This is a genomic window from Pseudoalteromonas sp. PA2MD11, assembly GCF_017808125.1.
GTDB classification, from domain to species: Bacteria; Pseudomonadota; Gammaproteobacteria; order Enterobacterales; family Alteromonadaceae; genus Pseudoalteromonas; species Pseudoalteromonas simplex.
Genome location: NZ_JADKNF010000011.1, coordinates 122,998 through 144,623 on the forward strand (window position 1 = coordinate 122,998; position 21,626 = coordinate 144,623).

At 43.3% G+C, this 21,626-nt stretch carries 16 protein-coding genes and 1 pseudogene; 8 read left to right on the forward strand and 9 right to left on the reverse strand.

Features of this window, described 5'->3' with window-relative positions; genetic code table 11:
- Positions 1–25: 25 nt before the first annotated feature.
- The 3 genes from ISP07_RS13080 to ISP07_RS13090 all read left to right on the forward strand — a co-directional run bounded on the left by ISP07_RS13080 (position 26) and on the right by ISP07_RS13090 (position 7,888).
- Positions 26–2,920 (forward strand): TonB-dependent receptor, encoded by a 2,895-nt coding sequence (locus tag ISP07_RS13080; RefSeq protein WP_209327873.1) that lies wholly within the window; start codon positions 26–28, stop codon positions 2,918–2,920.
- A 22-nt stretch (positions 2,921–2,942) separates the two neighbouring features.
- Positions 2,943–7,247 carry an alpha-1,6-glucosidase domain-containing protein gene (locus ISP07_RS13085; RefSeq protein WP_209327874.1) on the forward strand — a complete coding sequence of 1,435 codons (4,305 nt, stop codon included), beginning with the start codon at positions 2,943–2,945 and terminating at the stop codon, positions 7,245–7,247.
- A 98-nt stretch (positions 7,248–7,345) separates the two neighbouring features.
- Positions 7,346–7,888, forward strand: coding sequence for a PH domain-containing protein (locus ISP07_RS13090; RefSeq protein ID WP_054554410.1), 543 nt, complete (start codon positions 7,346–7,348; stop codon positions 7,886–7,888).
- Here ISP07_RS13090 and ISP07_RS13095 read toward each other — a convergent pair.
- Positions 7,885–9,674, reverse strand: a pseudogene (locus ISP07_RS13095) (alkaline phosphatase D family protein). The gene ISP07_RS13090 and the pseudogene ISP07_RS13095 sit on opposite strands and share 4 nt — an antisense overlap.
- Before the next feature lie 62 nt (positions 9,675–9,736).
- Complete coding sequence (locus tag ISP07_RS13100; RefSeq protein WP_054562833.1) at positions 9,737–10,081, reverse strand: rhodanese-like domain-containing protein; 345 nt, start codon at positions 10,079–10,081, stop codon at positions 9,737–9,739.
- A 145-nt stretch (positions 10,082–10,226) separates the two neighbouring features.
- On the opposite strand from ISP07_RS13100, the gene ISP07_RS13105 reads away from it, so the two are divergent.
- From ISP07_RS13105 to ISP07_RS13115, 3 genes are read left to right on the forward strand one after another with little or no spacing between them, the layout of a single operon-like run.
- Positions 10,227–10,532 carry an ArsR/SmtB family transcription factor gene (locus ISP07_RS13105; RefSeq protein ID WP_054554407.1) on the forward strand — a complete coding sequence of 102 codons (306 nt, stop codon included), beginning with the start codon at positions 10,227–10,229 and terminating at the stop codon, positions 10,530–10,532.
- A 3-nt stretch (positions 10,533–10,535) separates the two neighbouring features.
- Positions 10,536–13,823 (forward strand): efflux RND transporter permease subunit, encoded by a 3,288-nt coding sequence (locus ISP07_RS13110; protein WP_209327875.1) that lies wholly within the window; start codon positions 10,536–10,538, stop codon positions 13,821–13,823.
- Complete coding sequence (locus ISP07_RS13115; protein ID WP_209327876.1) at positions 13,813–14,874, forward strand: efflux RND transporter periplasmic adaptor subunit; 1,062 nt, start codon at positions 13,813–13,815, stop codon at positions 14,872–14,874. Before ISP07_RS13110 ends, ISP07_RS13115 begins: the two co-directional genes overlap by 11 nt.
- On the opposite strand, the gene ISP07_RS13120 is transcribed toward ISP07_RS13115, so the two are convergent.
- Genes ISP07_RS13120 through ISP07_RS13130 form a run of 3 tightly spaced genes read right to left on the reverse strand, consistent with a single transcriptional unit; the run spans position 14,867 to position 16,799 of the window.
- The gene (locus ISP07_RS13120) at positions 14,867–15,544 is read right to left on the reverse strand and encodes a nitroreductase family protein (RefSeq protein WP_055198623.1); all 678 of its coding nucleotides are present in this window, start codon (positions 15,542–15,544) and stop codon (positions 14,867–14,869) included. The genes ISP07_RS13115 and ISP07_RS13120 overlap by 8 nt on opposite strands.
- A gap of 29 nt (positions 15,545–15,573) precedes the next feature.
- Entirely contained in the window at positions 15,574–15,903 is a 330-nt protein-coding gene (locus tag ISP07_RS13125; RefSeq protein WP_228290613.1) for a DUF5329 domain-containing protein, read from the reverse strand.
- Positions 15,904–15,944: 41 nt separating this feature from the next.
- The gene (locus ISP07_RS13130) at positions 15,945–16,799 is read right to left on the reverse strand and encodes an endonuclease/exonuclease/phosphatase family protein (protein ID WP_209327878.1); all 855 of its coding nucleotides are present in this window, start codon (positions 16,797–16,799) and stop codon (positions 15,945–15,947) included.
- Positions 16,800–16,974: 175 nt separating this feature from the next.
- On the opposite strand from ISP07_RS13130, the gene ISP07_RS13135 reads away from it, so the two are divergent.
- Together ISP07_RS13135 and ISP07_RS13140 are read left to right on the forward strand one after the other, a co-directional pair.
- On the forward strand, positions 16,975–17,289 hold the full coding sequence (locus tag ISP07_RS13135) for a Bor family protein (RefSeq protein ID WP_054554401.1): 315 nt from the start codon (positions 16,975–16,977) through the stop codon (positions 17,287–17,289).
- A complete protein-coding gene (locus ISP07_RS13140; RefSeq protein WP_138618390.1) occupies positions 17,286–17,609 on the forward strand; it encodes a Bor/Iss family lipoprotein in 324 nt (107 codons plus the stop codon). The genes ISP07_RS13135 and ISP07_RS13140 overlap by 4 nt, the downstream gene beginning before the upstream one ends.
- Here ISP07_RS13140 and ISP07_RS13145 read toward each other — a convergent pair whose 3' ends face one another.
- The 4 genes from ISP07_RS13145 to ISP07_RS13160 are packed head-to-tail and all read right to left on the reverse strand — an operon-like array spanning position 17,610 to position 21,473.
- On the reverse strand, positions 17,610–18,848 hold the full coding sequence (locus tag ISP07_RS13145) for an ABC transporter permease (protein ID WP_138601053.1): 1,239 nt from the start codon (positions 18,846–18,848) through the stop codon (positions 17,610–17,612).
- On the reverse strand, positions 18,841–19,548 hold the full coding sequence (locus ISP07_RS13150; protein WP_138618388.1) for an ABC transporter ATP-binding protein: 708 nt from the start codon (positions 19,546–19,548) through the stop codon (positions 18,841–18,843). Before ISP07_RS13150 ends, ISP07_RS13145 begins: the two co-directional genes overlap by 8 nt.
- Positions 19,548–20,714, reverse strand: coding sequence for an efflux RND transporter periplasmic adaptor subunit (locus tag ISP07_RS13155; protein WP_209327879.1), 1,167 nt, complete (start codon positions 20,712–20,714; stop codon positions 19,548–19,550). Before ISP07_RS13155 ends, ISP07_RS13150 begins: the two co-directional genes overlap by 1 nt.
- Positions 20,715–20,762: 48 nt before the next feature.
- Positions 20,763–21,473 carry a YIP1 family protein gene (locus ISP07_RS13160; RefSeq protein ID WP_209327880.1) on the reverse strand — a complete coding sequence of 237 codons (711 nt, stop codon included), beginning with the start codon at positions 21,471–21,473 and terminating at the stop codon, positions 20,763–20,765.
- Positions 21,474–21,626 lie beyond the last annotated feature (153 nt).

Genomic DNA, 21,626 nt, shown 5'->3' on the forward strand with positions numbered 1-21,626 from the left:
CCAACGACAACAGGGTGGAAATCCAATGGGGAAATTCAAGCTAAGTGCGCTTATGCTGGCTTTAGTGGCAGCAAATAGTGCAATAGCGGCGACGGAAGAAGAACGCACATCAGCAAAGGAAATCGATCCTGAGCTTGAAGTAATCGAAGTGCGCGGCTTTAGTCGCAGCTTAATTCAATCATTAAATCAAAAACGCTTTAGCGACACTGTCTCTGAGCAACTATCAGCTGATGACTTAGGGGCATTACCTGATGTGTCTATGGCTGATGCATTAACACGTCTACCGGGGATCTCGGCGGTACGTACCGGAGGCCAAGCTGCCGAAATCAACATTCGCGGTTTATCTGGTTGCTTTGTTTTTTCGACATTAAATGGTCGTGAGCAAGTATCTACTAGTGGTAGTCGTAGTATTGAGTTTGATCAATACCCGTCTGAGTTAATCAGTTCAGCGGCGGTCTACAAGTCGCCAAAGGCATCCCTCATTGAAGGTGGCGTAGCAGGTACGGTAGAGCTACAAACAGCCAGCCCATTGGATAATGACCAGCAACACAAATTTACTGCGAATGTGCGTGGTATGTATAACGACCGTGCTTCAGAGGTCTTTGATGCAACCGAGTACGGCGACCGTATTAGCTTTTCTTACCAAGGTAAGTTTCTTGACGATACGCTAGGTGTCGCAGTGGGTTACGCGCGCTTATTCCAACCAAGTGTGGCGACTCAGTTTATCGGTTTAGCATATAACGGAAACAAAGATGTTGATGGACTGGCAAATGATACCGATGGCCCTGCAGATAATCCTGCCAATGAATACATCAGCGAGGGATTTGAGCTTCAGCACTTAGGTGGTGAAGAAACCCGTAATGGTTATTTAACCTCAATTGAATGGGTGCCAGCCGATAACTTTAAATTAAAGGGTGATGCGTTTTTATCGCGTTTTGATAGCGAGTCATTTGCCCGTGGTTTCCGAGTTAAGTTTGGTGGTCCGTCTGCGGTGTATGCTAACCCAGAGCTTGACGGTAATGCGGTGATTGGTGGTGCAATTAACCGTACATCGAATAGCTTTACCCGTGTTGAAATTGTTAATGATGATAACCAAGATTTCGATGAAGTAGACAGCTACGGCATTAATGCGGATTGGCAAGTTACCGAGCGTTTGAATGTCAATGCTGACGTGTCGCTATCACGTGCTAAGAGTAATTTTCGTAATGGTTTACTTTGGGCATTGGTTGCGGAAGATGCCACCGTTGAGAACCCAGTGTTTGATACCAATGTATCGCTTAACTATCAATTGAACGGCTTAAACTTGCCTGATGTAGGTTTTAACCAAGCCGACGCATTTAGCGATATTGACCGAGTTATGGTCAGTAAATACGGTATTTACCCGTATGAAAATGAAGATGAAGTAAAAGCATTTCGACTCGATTTTAAGTATGAGTTAGAGAATAACTGGTTTAGCTCAATTGAATTTGGTGCTCGTTATTCAGACCGTGAGTACAGCAATAATCGCTCTGTATTTGAATACGGTAACGATGGTGCATTCTCTTCGACTCAACCACCGCTTCGCCTTACCGATGACATGACCACCGTAGTTGATTGGCAAGGTGAGTTTAGTTATTTCCCATCATATCTAGCGATAGATTTAGATAAAGCACTTAACGCATGGTTCCCAAATGGTATTCCGCAACCAGTACAAACCTGGGGTAATGCCGATGGTGTTGTTGATTTAGATGGTGATGGTGAGCCAGATGCACAAGACTATACCACTAACTACTCATGGACCATGTTGCAAAGTGGCTCAGTGTATGAAGAAGTAGTGTCAGCCTATCTGATGCTTAACATTGATACCGAAATTGGCTCTCTACCAATCACAGGTAATATTGGTATTCGCCGAGTGGATACCGATCAGTCCGCGACGGTGCTTGAAAACGTCGGTGGTGACCCACAACTCGGTGCGCAGTATATTGTTGATGACAATGGCATTGTTAACGACCTTTATGCACCAAGCGTGTTAGGCATTAAATACACTGATTACCTGCCTTCATTAAACCTAAACTTTAAAGTGAGTGACGCGACACAAATTCGTTTTGCTGCGGCAAAAGTGATGGCGCGTGCTCCGATTAACCGTTTAGCAGGCGATGCCAGTGCATCGGTTAACAATGACGGCGAAATTAACGGTTCAAGTACTAATAACCCATTCTTAAAACCTTTTTATGCGGATCAGTACGATATCTCGTACGAGCAATACTTTGAAGACACCGATGGTGCGCTGGTTGTTGCTGCGTTTTATAAGAATATCGACTCATTCATAGACACGGTAGCCATAGAGAACTTTGACTTTAAGGGTAATGGTTTTAACGTACCAGAATACATTGTTGACCCTGTCAGCGGTGAGCAAATCGAAACTACTAATGGTGTGTACACCACTGCGGTTAATAATGCCAAAGGGGGTTATATTCGTGGTATTGAGCTTGCCTATACGCAAGTTTTCTCTTTCTTACCCTCGCCGTTTGAAGGCCTAGGCATTAATGCCAGTTACTCATATACCGAGAGCGAAGTGCAGTCTATCACCGACTTAGGTGGTGATTCTGTGTCGCAAGATTTGCCTGGCCTGTCAAACAATGTCTTTAACGGCACACTTTTTTACAGCTATGAAAACTTTGAAACACGTTTGAATGTGCGTTATCGCGATGATTTCGTTTCAGAGCAAGTTGCTGTCAATGAGCAAGTGGTGAACTTTGATGCGGAAACGGTTATCGATTTCCAAACGTCGTATCAGTTCACAGATTCATTCGGCATGTTATTACAAGTGAATAACTTAACCGATGAACCAACACAAAGCTATTTTGGAACAACCAGTAAAACAGGCACCACGCAATTCTTTGGTCGTCAGTTTTATCTGGGTTTTACCTATAACCATTGATCAGTAAGCTGGAGATAATAATATGAAAATAATAGCTAATTTAAACCGCTTACTGATTGCATGTAGCATGGTATTGCTAACTGCATGTGGTGGTGGCGCAAGTGACGATATAGATTCTGGGCAAGTTTTATTAACTTGTAGCGTACCGCAAATCCCTAATGAAGCAGGGACTGAGTGTGTAGATCCACCACCAATTAGTTGTAAAGGCAATTCCGTACCAGATGAAAATAATGAGAGCTGCGTAGTAGGCGCTGATCCCACTTTGCCTGATCCTGTGGTTTTCCCTGCAGACGACGAAGCCATCTTATTCTATAACCGCACAGATAAAATCTATGAAGGATACCGTTTACACTCATGGAATAACGATGACTGTGATGCTTACGCTGCACCGTTTGATGCCACTGATTGGGCAAATGGTCATGAATACGATGGTGTTGACCCTAACTACGGCGCATATTGGATTGTAAAACTAAAAGAGGGTTACAACGAGTGTGCTAACTTCATTGTGCATATTGGAACCGAAGGGTCCGGCAAAGCGTTTGGTGATGTTGACTTAAAAATGCCATTGATGCAGGACGATGAAAAGTTCCAACGTATGAACTTTACTTTTCATGGTGAACCGTCTGTTTTTGAATTCCCAATTTTGAGTTTAGGAGTGAGTCTTTCAGGTGCCTCAGCACATTGGCTTGACCTCTCAACCTTTGTCTATAATCCAAGTAATGAACTGACTAGTATCATTAAATTACACTCATCAAACAATGCAGATTTAGCAATAGATGAAGACACCGAAGAGCTAAATGGTCAAGTGGTTGAGCTTACATCGACATCTTTAAGTGATGAGCAAATCGCTAAAGTACCACACCTTGCCGGATGGAATGCGTACCAAGGTAACTGGGATGCCGCCACTGCAAAAGAGCTTATTAAACAACAACTGGTTGTGGCAGGCTATGACGCTGATGGCAAGCTAACAGAAGCCACTTATGTACAAGCCGCTAAAGCCCTAGATGACTTATATACCAGTGGCGAAAGTGATGCTAATGAAGCACAACTAGGTGTGCATTACGCCAATAATGGCATTGATGTGTCGGTATGGGCACCGACTGCAAGCAATATGAAATTAGCGCTGTATGATGCTGATAAAACAGAGCTTGAACAATTTGCTATGACCTTGGATAGCACAACGGGTATTTGGTCTAGCAATATCGATATTAGTCACGATCGCCATTACTACCGCTTTATGTTTGATGTTTATCACCCAGCGACCAAGCAAATTGAAAGCTTATGGAGCACAGATCCTTACTCATTAAACGTTTCGACCAATGGTTTATATAGCCAATTGATTAACCTTAATGATGAAGATACTAAACCAACCGGCTGGGATGAGCGTATGGTGCCAACGGTTGATTACCCAGAGCAAGCGGTTATTTACGAAGGTCATGTACGTGATTTTAGTGTGCGTGATGAAACTGTCAGTGAAGCAAACCGTGGTAAGTATCTAGCGTTTACTGAACTTGATAGCGCACCAATGCAACATCTTAAAAAGCTGGCAGATAATGGCTTAACTCATTTCCATTTACTGCCACTGACTGATATTGGCACCATAGATGAAGATGCTAGTCAGCGTGTTGATATTACTGCAACCTTAGGTGATTTATGTACCCGCATTGACGATGATGCTGATGCATGTAAAACCGAAGATAAGAGTGCATTGATAGTTGATTTAATGGCGTCTTACCTGCCTGGTTCTGATGATGCTCAAGCACTGGCTAATGCTATGCGTGGTGTTGATAGCTTTAATTGGGGTTATGATCCGCATCATTTTATTGCGCCTGAAGGCTCTTACGCTTCATCGCCTGAAGGTATTGCACGAGTCAAAGAAACGCGTGCGATGATCCAGTCTTTACAGGAAATTGGTTTGCGTGTTGTGCTTGATGTTGTTTATAACCACACTACCTCATCAGGTGTTTGGGATAAATCTGTGTTTGATAAACTAGTACCAGGTTACTACCACAGATATAACGAAACAACAGGCATAATGGAACGCTCAACATGTTGTGAGAATACTGCAACAGAACATGTCATGATGGATAAGTTTGTTACTGACTCTATGGTGATTTTAGCCCGTGACTTTGGTTACGATAGCTTCCGCTTTGATGTGATGGGGCATATGCCAAAAGCCTCAATTATGGCAGCGCTTAATGCAGTGCAAGCAGTTGACCCAGATACTTACTTTTACGGTGAAGGATGGAACTTTGATGAAGTCGCTGATAACCGTTTATTTGTGCAAGCTAAACAAATGGATATGGCTGGCACTGAAGTAGGTACCTTTAATGACCGTATTCGTGAAGCAGTTCGTGGTGGTGCATTCTTCAGCAATAATGCCACAGATGGCAATTTATCTGAGCAAGATACGTTGCGCTTATCGCTGGCAGGTAACTTACAAAACTACATTCTTAAAGACTTTAAAGGTAATTCAGCAAAAGGTACCCGCTTTAGTTGGGGTGGTCAGCCAGCAGCTTATGCACTCGACCCAGCTGATAGCATTAACTATGTCTCTAAGCATGATAACGAAACACTATGGGATCAGCTGCAATATAAGCATGGTACTAACTTAAGTATTGAAGAGCGTGTGCGTGTTCACAATATGGCTTTAGCTATGCCGCTGATGAGCCAAGGTATTCCATTTATGCAAATGGGTGCTGATATGCTGCGTTCTAAATCAATGGATCGTAACAGTTATGATTCTGGTGATTGGTTCAACTTTGTTGATTTCAGTATGGATACCAATAACTGGAATGTAGGCCTGCCACCTGCGCAAGATAACCAAGCGAAGTGGGGCGAAATTGCACCTATTTCTGCAAATACGAATGCGCAAGCGATGGCAAGCGACATTGAGTACGCAAGTAATGTATTTACTGAGTTCTTAGCAATTCGTAGTGCCAGCCCATTATTTAGTTTAACCACAGAGCAAGACATTCTAGACCGCGTTGGCTTCCACAATATTGGTAAGCGTCAACAACAAGGTTTAGTGGTGATGAGTATTGATGATGGTGTTGGGTTGACTGACCTAGATAGCCAATACGATGCCATTGTTGTGGTGATGAACGGTACGGAGCAAAGCTTATCGCATACGGTATCAACGGCTGCGGGTTTTGAGCTTCATCCTGTTTTAAAAGCGAGTGTTGACTCAAGTATGTCAGCGGCAAGCTTTATGGCTGGTGAGGGCGAAGGTACCTTTAATGTTCCGCCATATACTGTTGCTGTGTTTGTGAAACCACAAGCTGATGCTCAAGGCGAAGGCCTAAGTGCCGATGCGACTGTGGGTGCGCCAGATATTGTGCCATTTGGTAGCACAGAGGTTTATGTTCGTGGCTCGTTAAATGACTGGGGTACGGCAAATAGCTTTGAATATGTGGGTGATGGCGAGTACAAAATTGCGATTCCTCTAACAGCAGGCAGCTATGAGTTTAAAATGGCTTCTGAAGATTGGTCTACCGTTGATTTTGGTGCGCTTTCTGCCGATGTTGCTGAAGTGCTCGAAGGCGAAGATGAGCTGCTAACACGCAGTGGCGCCAATATGACCTTTACGGCGGCAATGGATGCTGTTTATGTGTTCTCATTCGATGCCACAGACACCGATAACCCAGTACTTAAGGTTTATAATGAAGAACCATTTGTTGGTACGCCAATTTATGTACGCGGTAGCTTAAACGATTGGGGTACCAGTGACGAGTTAATGTATCAAGGTAAAGGTGTTTATACCTTCACTAAACAATTAACTGCGGGTAGCTATGAGTTTAAAGTGGCCTCTGAAGATTGGAACACGGTGGATTATGGTTCAGGTGAAAGTAGTGCAGCGGTTACAGTGGGTACTGAAAAACTACTCGCAGTAAAAGGCGCAAATATGACAATGGATATTGCAAGCGATGGTCAATATCAGTTTATGTTTGATGCCAGTAACCTTGAAGAACCACTTATGACTGTATTCAATGCAGAAATGTTTGGCGAAACTCAAGTGTACTTACGTGGTAGTGTAAATGATTGGAGCACAGATACCCCACTGATTTATGCTGGTGATGCGATGTACAGTACTAGCATGACTTTAGAAGCTGGTGACTATGAGTTCAAAGTCGCTTCTGAAGACTGGAATACGGTGGATTATGGCGGCAGTGGTGATGCCCCTGTTGCTGTGCTTGGCGAAGCGGCTTTACTAGAAGCCGTTGGTGCCAATATCGCCTTGAGTATCCCAACAGCGGGGGATTATCGTTTTACAGTGCAAGGACCTGATCTGAGTAAATTAACAGTGACGGTTGAAGCAGTGGAATAGCTTTCCCTGCAGTACCCTTAAGCCGGGCTTTGCTCGGCTTTTTTTGTGTTTAATGAAAAGTTTGTATATTGTCATAACTCTCTATCAAGGAGCCTATGATGACAGAAACCAGTTTATTGAGTGCCAGCTTTGATCCAAAAGTAAAACAGTATTGGTTATTACTGGGTATTTTTACCTGTGTGATTAGTATGGTAGGGATCCCTTTCATTCCCATTGTTGCGTTAATAATCTGGCTGGTGGCAGGGCGTATTTTAGCGGCGATGTCAGCCACGTTGTTAACACGTAAGTTAGTGGTAAAACGCGGTGTCTTCTTTAAAGAAGAAAAATCGATCCCACTTGAAAAAATAACCGATGTAGCACTAAGCCAAGGTCCTTTAATGCGTCAATTTGGTCTTTATCGACTGAGTTTTGAAACGGCAGGTCAATCAGGGCAAGGTGCATTAGTATCATTGCTCGGAGTGGTTGATGCAGAGACGTTTCGCGAGGCAATCTTAAAACAAAAAGATGAGATGACTCAAAGCAGCAGTACTAAAGCTGAGCATCAACCTGAAGATAGTCAGTTAGAGCTGCTGCGTTCACTTACTTATAGCGTAAAAAACATTGAGCAAATGTTAGTTACGCTATTAGATGAAAAGCGTTAAACCATTTGTAAAGTAGGGTTACCAGCTTGTACGCTGAGCGCTTTTTGACGCTCGCTAAGCAGTGTGTAATCGGCTGTTTTAACGCTACTTACATAATGCCACTGGGCAAGCGCTTGCTGTTGAGTAAAGGTGACGGTTAAGTAGCCGCGTTCAACTAAGTTATTGTAAGCTAAGTCGTTAACCAATAATGCAATGACTTGCTCAATTTGTGCGACAGCTTCGCTCGATTGCGTATTTAACGCTAAGTAGTTCTCAAGACCTGGTGATGAAACCGAAGATGTTGCAAATTCAACACCAGCTGCGGCTTTAGCAGAAACAGGATTGCTTGCATCAGTGACTAAGTGTCCTGCCCAACTGTTATGCGTATCACCAGCTAAAACGACTAAATTCTTTTGGGCTGCAATTGCAGTTCCTAGTATTTGCTCGCGCTCATAAGCATAGCCATCCCATGCATCAAGATTATAAGGTGCTGTTGTTTCTACGCGTGCTCGCTGTTCACTAGTAACCGTTGGATCGCCAGCTAATATACGTCCTTTAATTTGCGCAAGCTCACTAAATAATGTGTTTGCTTGAGCAAGTAATGCCGAGGGATCAGCACCGTTTGCTTGAGTCACTTGGATATTCATTAGTAACTGTAAAATCTCGAGTGGCAAATGCATTTTGGTCATCAGCACCTGTTGCCCAAGTACTTGCCATTGTGTTGTTGCTGTCGTTAAACCATCAGTCAGCCATGTAAGTTGCTCGTTACCTAATAGAGCACGAGTAGGTGAGCTAATTGCTGCAACAAAGTCAGTTTGTCCTTGGCTGCTGGTTAAGTCGAAATCTGCATAATTAACTTGCTCGTCGCGAGCTAAAACACGGGTATCGAGCATGTGCAATGACACTAAATTACCAAACTCGAAGCGTCGATAAATACGCTCTTTATCGGCAACATTACGGATAGGCATCCATTCAAAGTAGGCTTGTAGCGCATGCATTTTGCGCTCGCTAAATTCACCTTCGCCGTCGTTGTGATTTTCTGCACCACTGTGCCATGTATCATTAGTTATTTCATGGTCGTCCCAAACAGTAATAAATGCACAATGACTATGGGCAGCTTGCAGGTTTTCGTCTTTACGATAATGGGCGTAACGTTTGCGATAATCCGCTAAAGAAATGATTTCATCGTTATTGTCATCAGGTAATAAACGGCCAAGTTCGGCGGCATCTTCAGTGGCATAACCTGTATTACCATATTCATAGATGTAGTCACCTAGGTGCAGTACTGCATCTAAATCGGTTTGTTTTCGATTTCGCCATACACATGAAAGTAGCCAGCAGGATAGTTAGCGCAAGAGACAACAGCAAATTTAACTTGTTCTATGTTGTCGGTTGGAAGCGTTTTACCTACTCCAGTGGGTGAGGTTTTACCATTACTTATGAAGCGGTAGTAATAGGTGGTATTGGCATCGAGGCCTTGCAGATCAACTTTTAAGGTGAAGTCGGTTGCATCGCTTACTTGTGTTTCGCCATCATGGCTAATGGTTGTGAAGTTAGCGTCTGTTGAGGCTTGCCAAACTACGTTAATACTCGTGACGTTTTCAACTGGGGTTATGCGAGTCCAAATAATGAGGCTGTCAGCGAGCGGGTCGCCACTGGCAACACCGTGATCAAAGCTGACAGGGATTTGCTTTATAGTTTCGTCATCATCGTCATTAAGACTACAGCCCGTTAAACCAAAAGATAAAACGGCGGCTCCAAAACCAGCCGCCGATGCTTTTAAAAAGCGTCTGCGCGTAAAAGTCATTGCTCTGTACCTATAAGTAGAAAAGCACGAGCTTATCCGACCAGTGTTACTGTTCTATGAAGTTAAAACACCTGACAAATTTGTTCAGCATTACAGGTGATTACAGTGACATTTTCGTAGCCAACACGAGTCAGTGCTTCGGCACTTAGTGTGGCGCGGGCACTACTTGCACAGTGTAAGTAAATAGGCCTTGCAGGATCTTTTTCAATTTCCATTAATTTCATTTCAAGTACACCACGCGGGATATTAATTGCACCTGTTGCTGCTTTAGTTGCGTGCTCAGCAGGTTCTCGTACGTCTATTAATAAACCGTGGTTTTCGCTTAATTCTTGTTTTGCTTGGTCAGCGCTAATACGGCGCTGGTTGGGGGCAATAATTTTCATTAAGTCAGGAATTGGGGTCAGCATACTAATCCTCCATGCCAAGTTTTCGTAAAAGGGTGATGTATTTAATATATTAGATAACACTACATTAGTAAATTCTAATATTAGACTTTTCTAATATATCAATCTATACTTTAGCGGTATTTTAAGAATATAGAGTAGTGTGATTATGAACATCGATTTTGCGGCTATGGCCGACAATGTGGAACAAGCAGAGCAAATGCTAAAGATATTGGCGAATAAAAATCGTTTGATGATCTTATGTTCGTTGCAAGATGGTGAAATGAGCGTGAGCGAATTAAACGAAGCTGTGCCGTTAGCGCAGTCTGCATTATCGCAACACTTAGCGGCGCTGAGAAAAGCTCAGATAGTTGCTACTCGACGCGAAAGCCAAACTATCTATTATCGCGTGGTTGATGAAAATGTAGTATCGATCCTAGCAACTCTATATGGCTTATTTTGTAAAGGTAATTAACCTGTGAGTGCTATCGATAATGCTGTTAAAAGCAGCTTGAGCGGCCGCCTTCCTGTTGTTATTTTTATTATGTCGGTGTTGCTTGGCTTAATGGCATTAAAGCAAACCCCGCGTGAAGAGGAACCGCAAATTGTGGTTCCTATGCTTGATATATATGTAGCAGCGCCAAACGTCGAAGCGCCAGAAGTAGCCAGGCTGGTAACTGAATCATTGGAGAAGTTATTAGCGCAGTTAACGGGCGTTGAGCATATTTACTCGACTACACAAAGTAATGCTGCTGTTGTTACTCTTCGCTTCGAAGTCGGTCACGATCGCGAGCAAGCCATTCTCGATACTTACGCTAAACTCTATAGCTATCAACACACGATGGCGTCAGTGATCAGCTCATGGCAAATACGTCCGGTTGAAGTGAACGACGTGCCAATAGTAATGCTGGGCTTATTTAGTAAAGATCCAAAACTTTACGATGACTATCAACTAACCCGTTTTGCCAACGAAATCGCTAACAGCTTACAGCGCATCGAAAACACCAGCGAAGTGAAAGTGATTGCTGGTAGAACTCGTCAATTAACGATTAACCTTGATGCAAGCGCTTTAGCTGCACATCAAACAACCCTAACCGATGTGTATTATGCGCTTAGCGTATCTAACCAATTAGTGAATGTGGGCAGTGTTGTTGAGGGTAAGCAGCAAATTGCCTTACAAGTGGGTGATGTTTTACGTTCTCAATCTGCGATTGAACGGCTTGTTGTCAACGTGGTAAACGGTAAGAGTGTTTACCTAAGTGATGTGGCCCAGGTGAGTGATGGTCCAAGCGAAGCACAAAGTTATCAATGGTTGGCTAAATCAGATAATCAGCAACAACTTCCTTTAGTCACAATTAGTGTCGCTAAACAAGCTGGCACCAATGCGGTCGCTGTGGCCAACGAAGTGCACAGCATGATGGACACTTTATCGGCTAATCTATTGCCAGATGAAGTGGGCTACACCGTACTGCGTGACTATGGCCAAACCGCGAACGAAAAAGTAAATAACCTTACCTCAAGCTTAGTGTTTGCGGTATTTACCGTGGTTATTTTTGTTGGCGTATTTTTAGGTTGGCGACCAGCGATTGTTGTTGGGCTAGCGGTACCAATTTGCTACGGCATCACCCTGACACTTGATTTTGCCTTTGGCTATACAATTAACCGAGTCACGCTGTTTGCACTCATCCTTTCTTTAGGTTTATTGGTAGATGATCCCATTACTGGGATAGACAACATAAGTCGCTTTTTAACCCACAAAGGCGATAAAAAACAGTGCATAGTTGATGCCATGAGCGAAATTCGTGTGGCGCTGTTTATGTCTACATTGACCATTATGGTGGCGTTTATCCCACTTGCATTTATCACCGGCATGATGGGGCCGTACATGGCACCGATGGCATTTAATGTGCCGGTTAGTGTGATGGTTTCAACCATAGTGGCATTTTTTGTTACGCCTTGGTTGGCAATGAAACTACTTAAAGCGCCAGTCGATGACAGCGTACAACTCGATGCCAATCAGCATGGCTTATATGAGCGCATATTATCACCATTACTTGAGTCTAAAGGCCGCGCCAAACTCGTTTTATGGACTACATTAGCCTTGTTTGTCGCCAGTGCCATGTTACCCGTAATGCGTGCAGTGCCTTTAAAGCTATTACCGTTTGATAATAAAAACGAGTTACAAGTTTTAATTGATATGCCAGAAGGTACAAGCCTGGAGCAAACCGCCGCTTTCACTCGACAAGTACAAACCATCACTTGGCAACTAAATGAAGTAAGCGAGGCGGCAGCCTACGTTGGTCAGCCATCAAGCATGGACTTTAATGGTATGGTGCGTGGGTATTATCGACGTGAAGCAGCGAACCTTGCTGAGCTCAGAGTATTATTGCTCGATAAGACTGAGCGTGATCATCAATCTCATGGCGTGGTCATGCGCTTGCGAGCAGCATTAGCGCCACTGGCAACCGATGGCATTGTAATTAAAGTGGTTGAAGTGCCACCGGGTCCGCCTGTTTTAAGTACCTTAGTGGCTGAAGTTTACAGTGAGCCATTTGTTGATACAGACACGCACTATCAAGCAGCCCTTGCTGTTGCTGCAAGGTTAAAACAAGAGCCGCATGTGGTTGAAGTTGATACCAGTATTGCTGCCAATGCACCCTTACAGCGTTTTGTTACCGATAAAAGTAAAGCGTCATTGTCGGCGGTGTCTACGCAAGATATTGCCCAGACCTTAGCCATTGCCTCACATGGGAAAAATGTTGGGGTGTTATATGTTAGCGGCGAAACAGACCCTGTCGATATTAAACTGCAACTGCCTTATCAAGATCGTAACCAATTTGCTCAATTGCTGGCATTACAAGTTCGTGGTGATAGGGAGCTTGCAAAAACCAGTGATGAATTTGGGCTGCAAAGTGCACCACGTCCGCTGGTGGCGCTTTCTGAGTTAGGTGAATTTCAGCATCAAGATGTTGCCAAGCCAATTATGCGTAAAGATCAGCGTAATGTTGTGTATGTAATGGCTGAGCTAAATGGCCGTACACCCGCTGAAATTATTGCTGACGTCAATGCCGACTTAGGCATCAGCGCTGACGAATTTAGCCAAACTGATTGGCAAAGTAGGCACTTTTTCAACAATGGTGGTAGCCAAGCTTGGCAATTACCTGCAGGCACTGACGTGACCTTTAGTGGTGAAGGTGAATGGCGAATTACCATCGATGTATTCAGAGATATGGGGATTGCCTTTGCGTTTGCGCTAACAGCAATTTTCATCATCTTACGCATTCAAACACACTCTGCGAGTTTGTCACTGATCATCATGTCGGCTATTCCATTAACCGTAATAGGGATCATGCCGGGCTTTTGGCTATTAAATCAATTTGGAGAGCGCAGCATTGCTGGTGCTCCAGAGCCGGTGTTATTCACTGCAACAGCCATGATTGGCATGATTGCACTTGCTGGTATTGTGGTTCGTAACTCACTTATTTTAGTTGAGTTTATTAATCAAGCTCGCGGCCAAGGTATGGCAATTAAACAGGCTTTGATTGCCGCAGGTACGGTGCGTATGCGCCCAGTGTTACTGACCGCGGGAACCACCTTATTAGGTAACTTGGTGATCACCCTAGACCCGGTATTTAGCGGTCTAGCGATCGCAATTATTTTTGGTATTGTGGCATCAACATTGTTCTCATTATTTGTTGTGCCGCTGGTTTATTATTTAGTGTTTACAAAGGATGCAGCCAAAGAGGAACAAGCTCATGCAGGGTAAATCGAAACTTATTGGTTCAATCATCGCGTTATCTGTGATCATTGTGGCGGTACTTTACATGGCGGGCAGTTTCTCCGATAAGCAAGCTGCAGGCATGAAAAACCCATCGGCAAATGATTACACTGGTCAGTTAGTGACAGTGACACTGGCAGATATTGCGCGTGATGAAGTTGTACCGGGCACTGTGATTGCAAAGCAAAATACGCAAATTTCATCACGGGTTATGGCACAAGTTGAGCGTTTAAATGTACGCGCTGGCGATACTGTAAAACAGGGTGATGTGTTAATTACCTTGCAGCAAGATGACTTTAAAGCTGGGCTTGCTCAAAGCGAAGCACAAATAAATGCAATTAATGCGTCGCTGACTCAAGCAGAGAAACAACTAAAGCGTATTAACGATTTATACAAGCAAGGCTTGGTATCTGTTAGCGAATACGACGATGCAAAAGCAAGGTTCGATAACTTAACGGCGAACCTAGCGATTGCTAAGCAGCAGCAAACACAAGCGCAAGTTGCACTGAGTTTTACGCAAATTAAAGCGCCGATTTCAGGTGTTGTGGTTGAACGTTTTGCAGAGCCTGGCGATACCGCAACTCCTGGCACGCCATTACTCGCACTGTATAACCCACAACAATTGCAATTAGCATTTAATGTCAGAGAACAACAAGCAATTAAGTTGAATGTTGGGCAAACTCTAACGGTTAAATTACCTGCTTTATCTACGTCAATGCCTGCCACAGTGACAGAAATTGTGCCCGTTGCTGATAGTGCTGCGCGTAGTATGGAAATCCGTTTAGAAACAGATACCCAAACTGGGTTAATGCCTGGTCTTTATGCACAATTACAATTACCACTCGCCACTGAAAAAGGGGTGTTGATTGAGTCAAGCTGGGTGCACCAATATGGCCAATTGAGTATGGTCTATTTACTTGAAAATAATCAGATAGTGCGTCGCTATGTGCGCCTTGGCGAAATGCTCGATGGTAAGCAGCACATCGTTTCAGGTTTAAACCCGGGTGATGTGCTGGCTGTTGATTTTAAAGCTAAATAAAGGTCGCTATTTCGTCTAGCGACTTTTTCACTAAGGCATGCTCAGGGATGGTTGCATCTGTTCCTGGGTAGCCTGCAATTAGCAGCATGTAAGGGCGCTCATTATCTTTATCGCGGCCACAAATTTCGGTTAAAAAGCTCATTGGCTTTGGTGTATGCGTGAGGGTTGCAAGGCCAGCTCTGTGTAGTGCTTGAATTAAAAAGCCGGTTGCTAGGCCAACAGATTCATGAACATAGTAATTGGTATTTTTGTCATCGGCAGAAATACCGCCTTTCTTTTGACTAAACACGGCAATTAGCCAAGGTGCATGCTCAAGGTAGGGCTTACTGGCATCGGTGCCAAGTGGTTTTAAGGCATCTAACCATTCTTCACCCGCACGACCTTCATAAAATGAGCGCTCTAGTTTTTCAGCGGCTTCTCGAATTTGTTTTTTTACATCGCTGCTGTGTATTGCTACAAAGTGCCAAGGTTGATGATTGGCCCCACTTGGTGCAGTGCCAGCCGCTCTAATACAGGTTTCGATTATTTCTTTTGGCACTGGGCGGTCGCTAAAGCTGCGAATACTGTGGCGACGCTGACTCACGGCTAAAAACTCTTCGGCGCGTTTTAGCATCTCGTCATGAGGGTACTCAATAAAGTCATTGAGTGGCTGATTTTTGTGTTCTTGCATGGCTTTTCGCTTCTTGTGTGTTGATGATTTTAATTTTGAATATGTTGGTTTCGGCGGTACTCGTTTAATTCATTGCTCAACCAATCTTTTGCATTGAGTAACGACCCATTGCTGAGTCTTACTTTATAGGGCTTACCGCTCCATGAACTTTTACTTGCTAGGTTTTCGATAAACTTTTCGGCAGTTTTTGCATAGCGGGTTGCTTTTCGATACTTCATAGCAAGGTGTTCGGCAGCATCTTGGCTTGAGTGCTCTGTACCATTGCGAATAAATACGGCATCGCTTTTAGCTACAAAATCAATGAGGTGATTTATCTCTTGTTCTGGGGTGGCTGCATCACTGAATTGGCTAATGCTCAATAATATTAACGCGATAAACCAATATCTTCTTATACATAATCTCATAGCGTTTGATGCTCTATCGTCAGGGTTGCAATAATTGGGTTATGATCTGAGCTTGCAAGCTCAGGTACTATGGTTGTCTCTATTTTGACACCGCGCACCCACACTTGGTCAAGTGCTAATCCAAATGCTTTGGTACGTTTATCATCTAAATAAATCGCTTCGTGCAAACCTAGTTGGGTTAATGTTTGCTGTAATAAGGCTTGGCGTTCATCACTCCAGGTATTGAGATCACCGGCAAATACAATAGGGCCTTTATGCGTTCGCATAATAGCGGCGGCATCGTCGAGCTGTTGTTTAAAGTCACTAACGCCAAAAGCAAAGTTAATGGCATGCAGGTTAATACTCAGTAATAACTGTTGATCTGGCAGTGCATACTCCACAATATTGGTGGCTTTTGGGCTCCGTAGCCAAGGTTCTTTGTGGGTGAGTGTGCAATGCACCGTAGCTGGCCAGCGGCTGAGTGTCATAACCCCAGATTGCACGCCACCACTCTTATACCCTTTAGCAAAGCGCCAATAAGGTTTGAGCTTTGTAAGCGCAGGTTCTTCGATAGCTTCTTGCAGTAACACAATATCAGCATCGGCATTTAGGTTTTGCAAATCGGTGAGCAAGCCATCTATTTGCGCCTTGTAAATATTCCAACTCAATAACTTGAACTGATAGGGCAAAATATAATGTTCAGCGTAAGTTTGCATACGACTTTGTGCTAACTGCTGTTGGCAATTAGCAAGGTTCACAGCGGTTTTGGTTATACCTTGTTGCTCATCAGAGCTAGGATCGCTTGAAAAGCTATACCAAGACAGCACACTTAAACACACAAGTAATAAAAATATTCGTAGATATGCCGTCATAATGACCTTTAGTTACTTTCCTTGAGAGTTAGTCGTCGATAGCCCCAGTTTAGTTCAAAGGCTAAATGTTAGAAACTGTAGTATTTCCTACAATTTCTATACGATTTCTTACCCAAAATGAGTACTCATATTCTTATACTTACTGAGCTTAACAACTCAGACAAAGGAACTACTCATGAAACAAATGGCCTGTATGCTGCTTGCCTTATCGGTGACAGCGTGTTCATCAGTCACCATAGTGCCAGAAAAAACAACCAATAAATTAGCCACTAAAGCTGATTACCAAGATAGCCGACCATTCTTTTTGTGGGGCCTCGTTGGTGAAGAGCGCGTTGATGTAAAGGCTATTTGCCAAGATAAAAAAGTTGCCCAAATGCAATCGCAACAAACATTCGCTGATGGCGCATTAGGACTCGTTACACTCGGAATTTATGCTCCTCACACAGTAAAAGTATGGTGTGAGCAACAAGCACAGGAGCAACAATTATGAAAAGCCTACTAGCAACAACTGTGTTAGTGGCAACCTTAAGTGGTTGCACAAATATCTACTTTGATAATGGCAGTGCTGCACAAGCCAATAAAGCGCCTGCAACAGAGCAATGGCATCATAACTTTGCCGCGGCGCTTTACGAAGGTTCAGAGCCTGTCGACCTATCTGAGGAGTGCCCTGATTCCGAATGGCAAACCGTTCACACTTATAAGTCGTTCACCAATGGTTTAGCTGAAGCTGCAGTAAACCAAGTTGGGCCTATTTGGTACCCGAAAACAGTTGAAATAAGCTGTGCTCAAGTAGCTTATAAGCCAGACTAGTTATTCATAACGCAGTGCATCAATTGGGTTTAAGCGTGCCGCTTTAATAGCGGGCGCTAAGCCAAACACAATACCAATCAATGAAGTAAAGCCAAATGACAGCATAATCGCCCAACCCGGTATGTAGGCATCTGGCATGCTCGGCACTAAAACTGAAATTAGTGCCGCAGCACCGTAGCCTATCGCTAAACCAATTAAACCACCAAACAGTGATAGCACCACCGCTTCAACTAAAAATTGCAGCATAATAAAACCAGGTGTTGCCCCTAATGCTTTTAAAGTGCCGATCACACGCGTACGTTCTGTTACCGAAACCAGCATGATATTCATCACTCCGATACCACCAACTACCAGGCTGATACCTACGATCCCCGCGGTAATTGCGGTTGCACTTCCGGTAAATTTATCGATATTAGCACGGGCTTTTTCGGCGGTTTCAAATTCAAAGTCGTCATCTTCACCGTCTTTCAGTTTATGTAATTGACGTAAGATGCGGCGAATTTTAGCCAGTACTTGCGCTTCGTTAGCATCGTCTTTCAAACGAAACATCATTTGTACATTGGTATCAACACTGCCGCCCTCTAGCGCACTCATGGTACTTATCGGAATATTAATGTAATCGTCTTGGTCAAAACCTAATAAACTACCTTGTTTTTCAGCAACACCAATAATGCGAAACCACTCACCACCGAGTTTGATATATTCACCTACAGGGTTTTCAGGCAGGTTAAGCTTTTCGATAATTGAAGGGCCAATAAACGCCACTCTACGGCGTTTTGCATCATCTTCTGCGCGAATAAATCGGCCGAGTTCTGGGTAGGTGCGGTAAGCTTTTTGGTAGTCTTGCTCTGTGCCCATTACCCGTGAAGCATGGCTTTTATTGCCATACTCTGCTGCACCCGAAAAGCGCCAAGTAAACATAAGCGCAGTAAAGGTTTCAGCTTCTTTCACGCGTGCTTTTAGAGTTAGAAAGTCGCTGTAGGTTAACTTTGCTTGTTGCCCTACCATTTCTTTTTCTACGCTAGTGTAAGGCTTTATATTGGTGACATCTGGAGACATATCAGCAAGCTGATCATTAATTTGCTTGGTAAACCCTTGCATTACTGCTACCACGGTCACAACTGCAGCAACACCAATAATAATGCCCAAGCAGGTAAGGGCACTACGCATTGCATTGGCTTTAATTGCCATCAGTGCTGCTTTTGTGCCTTCCATTACAGCGATAGCAGATTTAAACATGTTGTCTTGCTCCTTCGCCTTTGCGGGTATCACTAACAACTTTGCCATCAACTAAACGAATAACACGTTGGCAGTGATCAGCAATATCTTGTTCGTGAGTAACCAAAATAATGGTGTGTCCTTCGTTATGAAGCTCATCAAACAGCGCCATGATTTCAGTGGTGGTTTTACTATCTAGGTTACCGGTAGGCTCATCACCAAGTAGAATATGGGGCTTAGTAACTAGTGCGCGAGCTATAGCGACACGTTGACGTTGACCACCAGAAAGTTGGCTTGAAAGGTGATTCACCTTATCGCCAAGACCAACCCGTTGTAATGATTCGAGCGCTTGTTGCTTTCGCTCTTTGGCTGAGATAAATCGATACACTAAGGGCTGCATAACATTTTCAAGGGCGGATGCTCTTGGTAATAAATTGAAACTTTGAAAAATAAAGCCAACACTTTCATTACGCTGATGAGCAAGCTCCGTTTCGGTCATGCGCTTTACGAGCTTATCTTTTAAATAGTAGTCACCACTGGTGGGAGTATCTAAGCAGCCAAGCAAGTTCATCAGGGTTGATTTACCTGAGCCGGAAGGGCCAATAATGGCAACATACTCATTTTGAGCAATTTCAATATTAATATCATCAAGGGCTTTGAAAACTTGTTCGCCCATTTTGTATTGTTTATTGATATTACTGAGTTTGATCACCACAGACATTAGCTAGCACCTTTTTCAGGGCTGTTTTTAACGGCTACCGTATCACCCTCTTTTAGTGAGCTAAGTGGTCTAGCGGGGCCGATAACAATACGGTCACCCTTTGCAACTCCACTGGTTAGTGCTTGTTCGATATCTGACGAAATACCTACCGTTACCGCTGTTTTAGTTACTGTGTTATCTGCGTTAAGCTTCCAGACAAAGTAGCTATCATCCTCTTTTTGAATGGCTTCGATGGGGAGTTTTAAGCCATTTTCGGCGATGCTCGTGGCGATTTCTGCGCGGCAACTCATTCCGGCATATAGCTGGCGGTCAGTGGCATCAAGTAGTACTTTGACTTTAAATGATAAGCCTTGTGAACCGGCTTGATTTTTTGCTGATGTGCCAATGTTTATTACTTTGCCAGTAAAAGGTTGATTTGGGTAAGCGGCAGCATAGATATCTGCATGTTGGTCTAATTTGATACCGGCGATATCGGTTTCATCCACTCGAAGTTCGGCTAATATTGCGCTTGGATCGGCTACTAGCATCAAGTCTGAGCCAATAATGTTGGTTGTTCCCGCAATAACGGTTTCACCTTCTTTAATATTTACCGAAGCAAGTAGGCCACTCATTGGAGCGCGAAACACGCTTTTATTTAAACGGTCTTCAGCAATCAATAATGATGCTTGGGCTTGGTTGTAAGCTTCACGTTTTGCTTCAATATCTATTTTTGCTAAATCGCGGGCATTTTGTAGGTTTTCATACACTTCTTGGCCAGCAAGGCCAACTTCATAAAGCTCTTTTTGGCGGCTTAATTGACGCTCGATATTTTTTAATCGGGTTTCGCTATGTTTAATATCGATTTCGGTCGCACGAAGCACGGCTTTATTGCGGGCAACTTCAGATTCAAACGCGGTCGTATCTAGGCGCATTAAAATATCGCCCTCAGTGACACTTTCACCTTCCTCTACAAACACTTTCGCTACACGGCCAGTCACTTCTGAGCGCAGTTGCACTTGGGTGTTAAAAACTAGGTTGCCAGAGGCTAAAATTGAATCGGCAATATTGCCTTGTTCAACTTCTGCAATATGCATTTCTGGTGCATCTTTATTGCCTGTGACTTGCTTTGATACTATTAAAGCGACAAATGCCGTAACAGCTAGGCCAATAATAATGGCTTTTTTCATGTTACTTCCTTGGTAGTTAAGAGCGGCATATTGCCGCTCAAAGCAGAATTAAACGAGAGCGATTACAGTCCAAATACCGTAAATAACAATACTTGGTAGAGCTGCAAACAGTAACGCTTTATTGAAAGTGAAATTAGTCCAGCTCTTTAAACCGATAGCAGCGATAAAAATGCTCCAAATAGAAAAGATATTTAGACTTTCAAGTAAGGTGTAGAGTGGATGGCCAATTTCTAAACCAATTAAAAGTTGGTTAATTGAAGCATAGTTAAATAATGATTGTGATATTTGGTCAGTGCTTGCAGTTAATACTAAGATGAGTAAACCTAGGCTTGAAATAATCATTGGCATCATAGTCCACACACCAAAGCCATACCACGCACCATAGCCATAATTAGCTTCTGGGTCTTGCTTAGATACAAATAGGTAGTAGCCTGCCATTAGAGCATTAATAACAGCCAAACCAATAATGCCACCAAACATAGCAAACCATACTTGCATATCTATGGTTTGCTCCATGCTTTGGCGAATCATTTTTTGCTCAGCAATAGTGGCATCAACACTGGCCGCTGCCACTTGTTGATCGATTAAAAACTGCGGGTCAGCCTTATTGTAAAAAGCAAACATGCTGGCAGCGAGAATGCCGGCAAGTAAAATAAAGGCAACAAAAGACCAACCTTTTGCTTCTTTTAAGCCATTAAAAGCTTTGCTCGGGCTGATAAAAATATCAACCAAAGCAGTCATGACATTTGATGATTTCATTTTTTATTCCTTGTTTTATAACATTTGTTTTTAGGTACTAAAATATCCTGTTTAGTAACAAATTAGCAATTTGTTTTGTAACTGTATGTTAACAGATGTGATAAGTAAATCTGTGATATGGTTTAAGGATTAATTTGAGTCGAATTTATTAGG

Coding starts and splice junctions, on each gene's coding strand:
- ISP07_RS13080 (WP_209327873.1), top strand. CDS start 26: ATGGGGAAATTCAAGCTAAGTGCGCTTATGCTGGCTTTAGTGGCAGCA.
- ISP07_RS13085 (WP_209327874.1), top strand. CDS start 2,943: ATGAAAATAATAGCTAATTTAAACCGCTTACTGATTGCATGTAGCATG.
- ISP07_RS13090 (WP_054554410.1), top strand. CDS start 7,346: ATGACAGAAACCAGTTTATTGAGTGCCAGCTTTGATCCAAAAGTAAAA.
- ISP07_RS13100 (WP_054562833.1), bottom strand. CDS start 10,081: ATGCTGACCCCAATTCCTGACTTAATGAAAATTATTGCCCCCAACCAG.
- ISP07_RS13105 (WP_054554407.1), top strand. CDS start 10,227: ATGAACATCGATTTTGCGGCTATGGCCGACAATGTGGAACAAGCAGAG.
- ISP07_RS13115 (WP_209327876.1), top strand. CDS start 13,813: ATGCAGGGTAAATCGAAACTTATTGGTTCAATCATCGCGTTATCTGTG.
- ISP07_RS13120 (WP_055198623.1), bottom strand. CDS start 15,544: ATGCAAGAACACAAAAATCAGCCACTCAATGACTTTATTGAGTACCCT.
- ISP07_RS13130 (WP_209327878.1), bottom strand. CDS start 16,799: ATGACGGCATATCTACGAATATTTTTATTACTTGTGTGTTTAAGTGTG.
- ISP07_RS13135 (WP_054554401.1), top strand. CDS start 16,975: ATGAAACAAATGGCCTGTATGCTGCTTGCCTTATCGGTGACAGCGTGT.
- ISP07_RS13140 (WP_138618390.1), top strand. CDS start 17,286: ATGAAAAGCCTACTAGCAACAACTGTGTTAGTGGCAACCTTAAGTGGT.
- ISP07_RS13145 (WP_138601053.1), bottom strand. CDS start 18,848: ATGTTTAAATCTGCTATCGCTGTAATGGAAGGCACAAAAGCAGCACTG.
- ISP07_RS13150 (WP_138618388.1), bottom strand. CDS start 19,548: ATGTCTGTGGTGATCAAACTCAGTAATATCAATAAACAATACAAAATG.
- ISP07_RS13155 (WP_209327879.1), bottom strand. CDS start 20,714: ATGAAAAAAGCCATTATTATTGGCCTAGCTGTTACGGCATTTGTCGCT.
- ISP07_RS13160 (WP_209327880.1), bottom strand. CDS start 21,473: ATGAAATCATCAAATGTCATGACTGCTTTGGTTGATATTTTTATCAGC.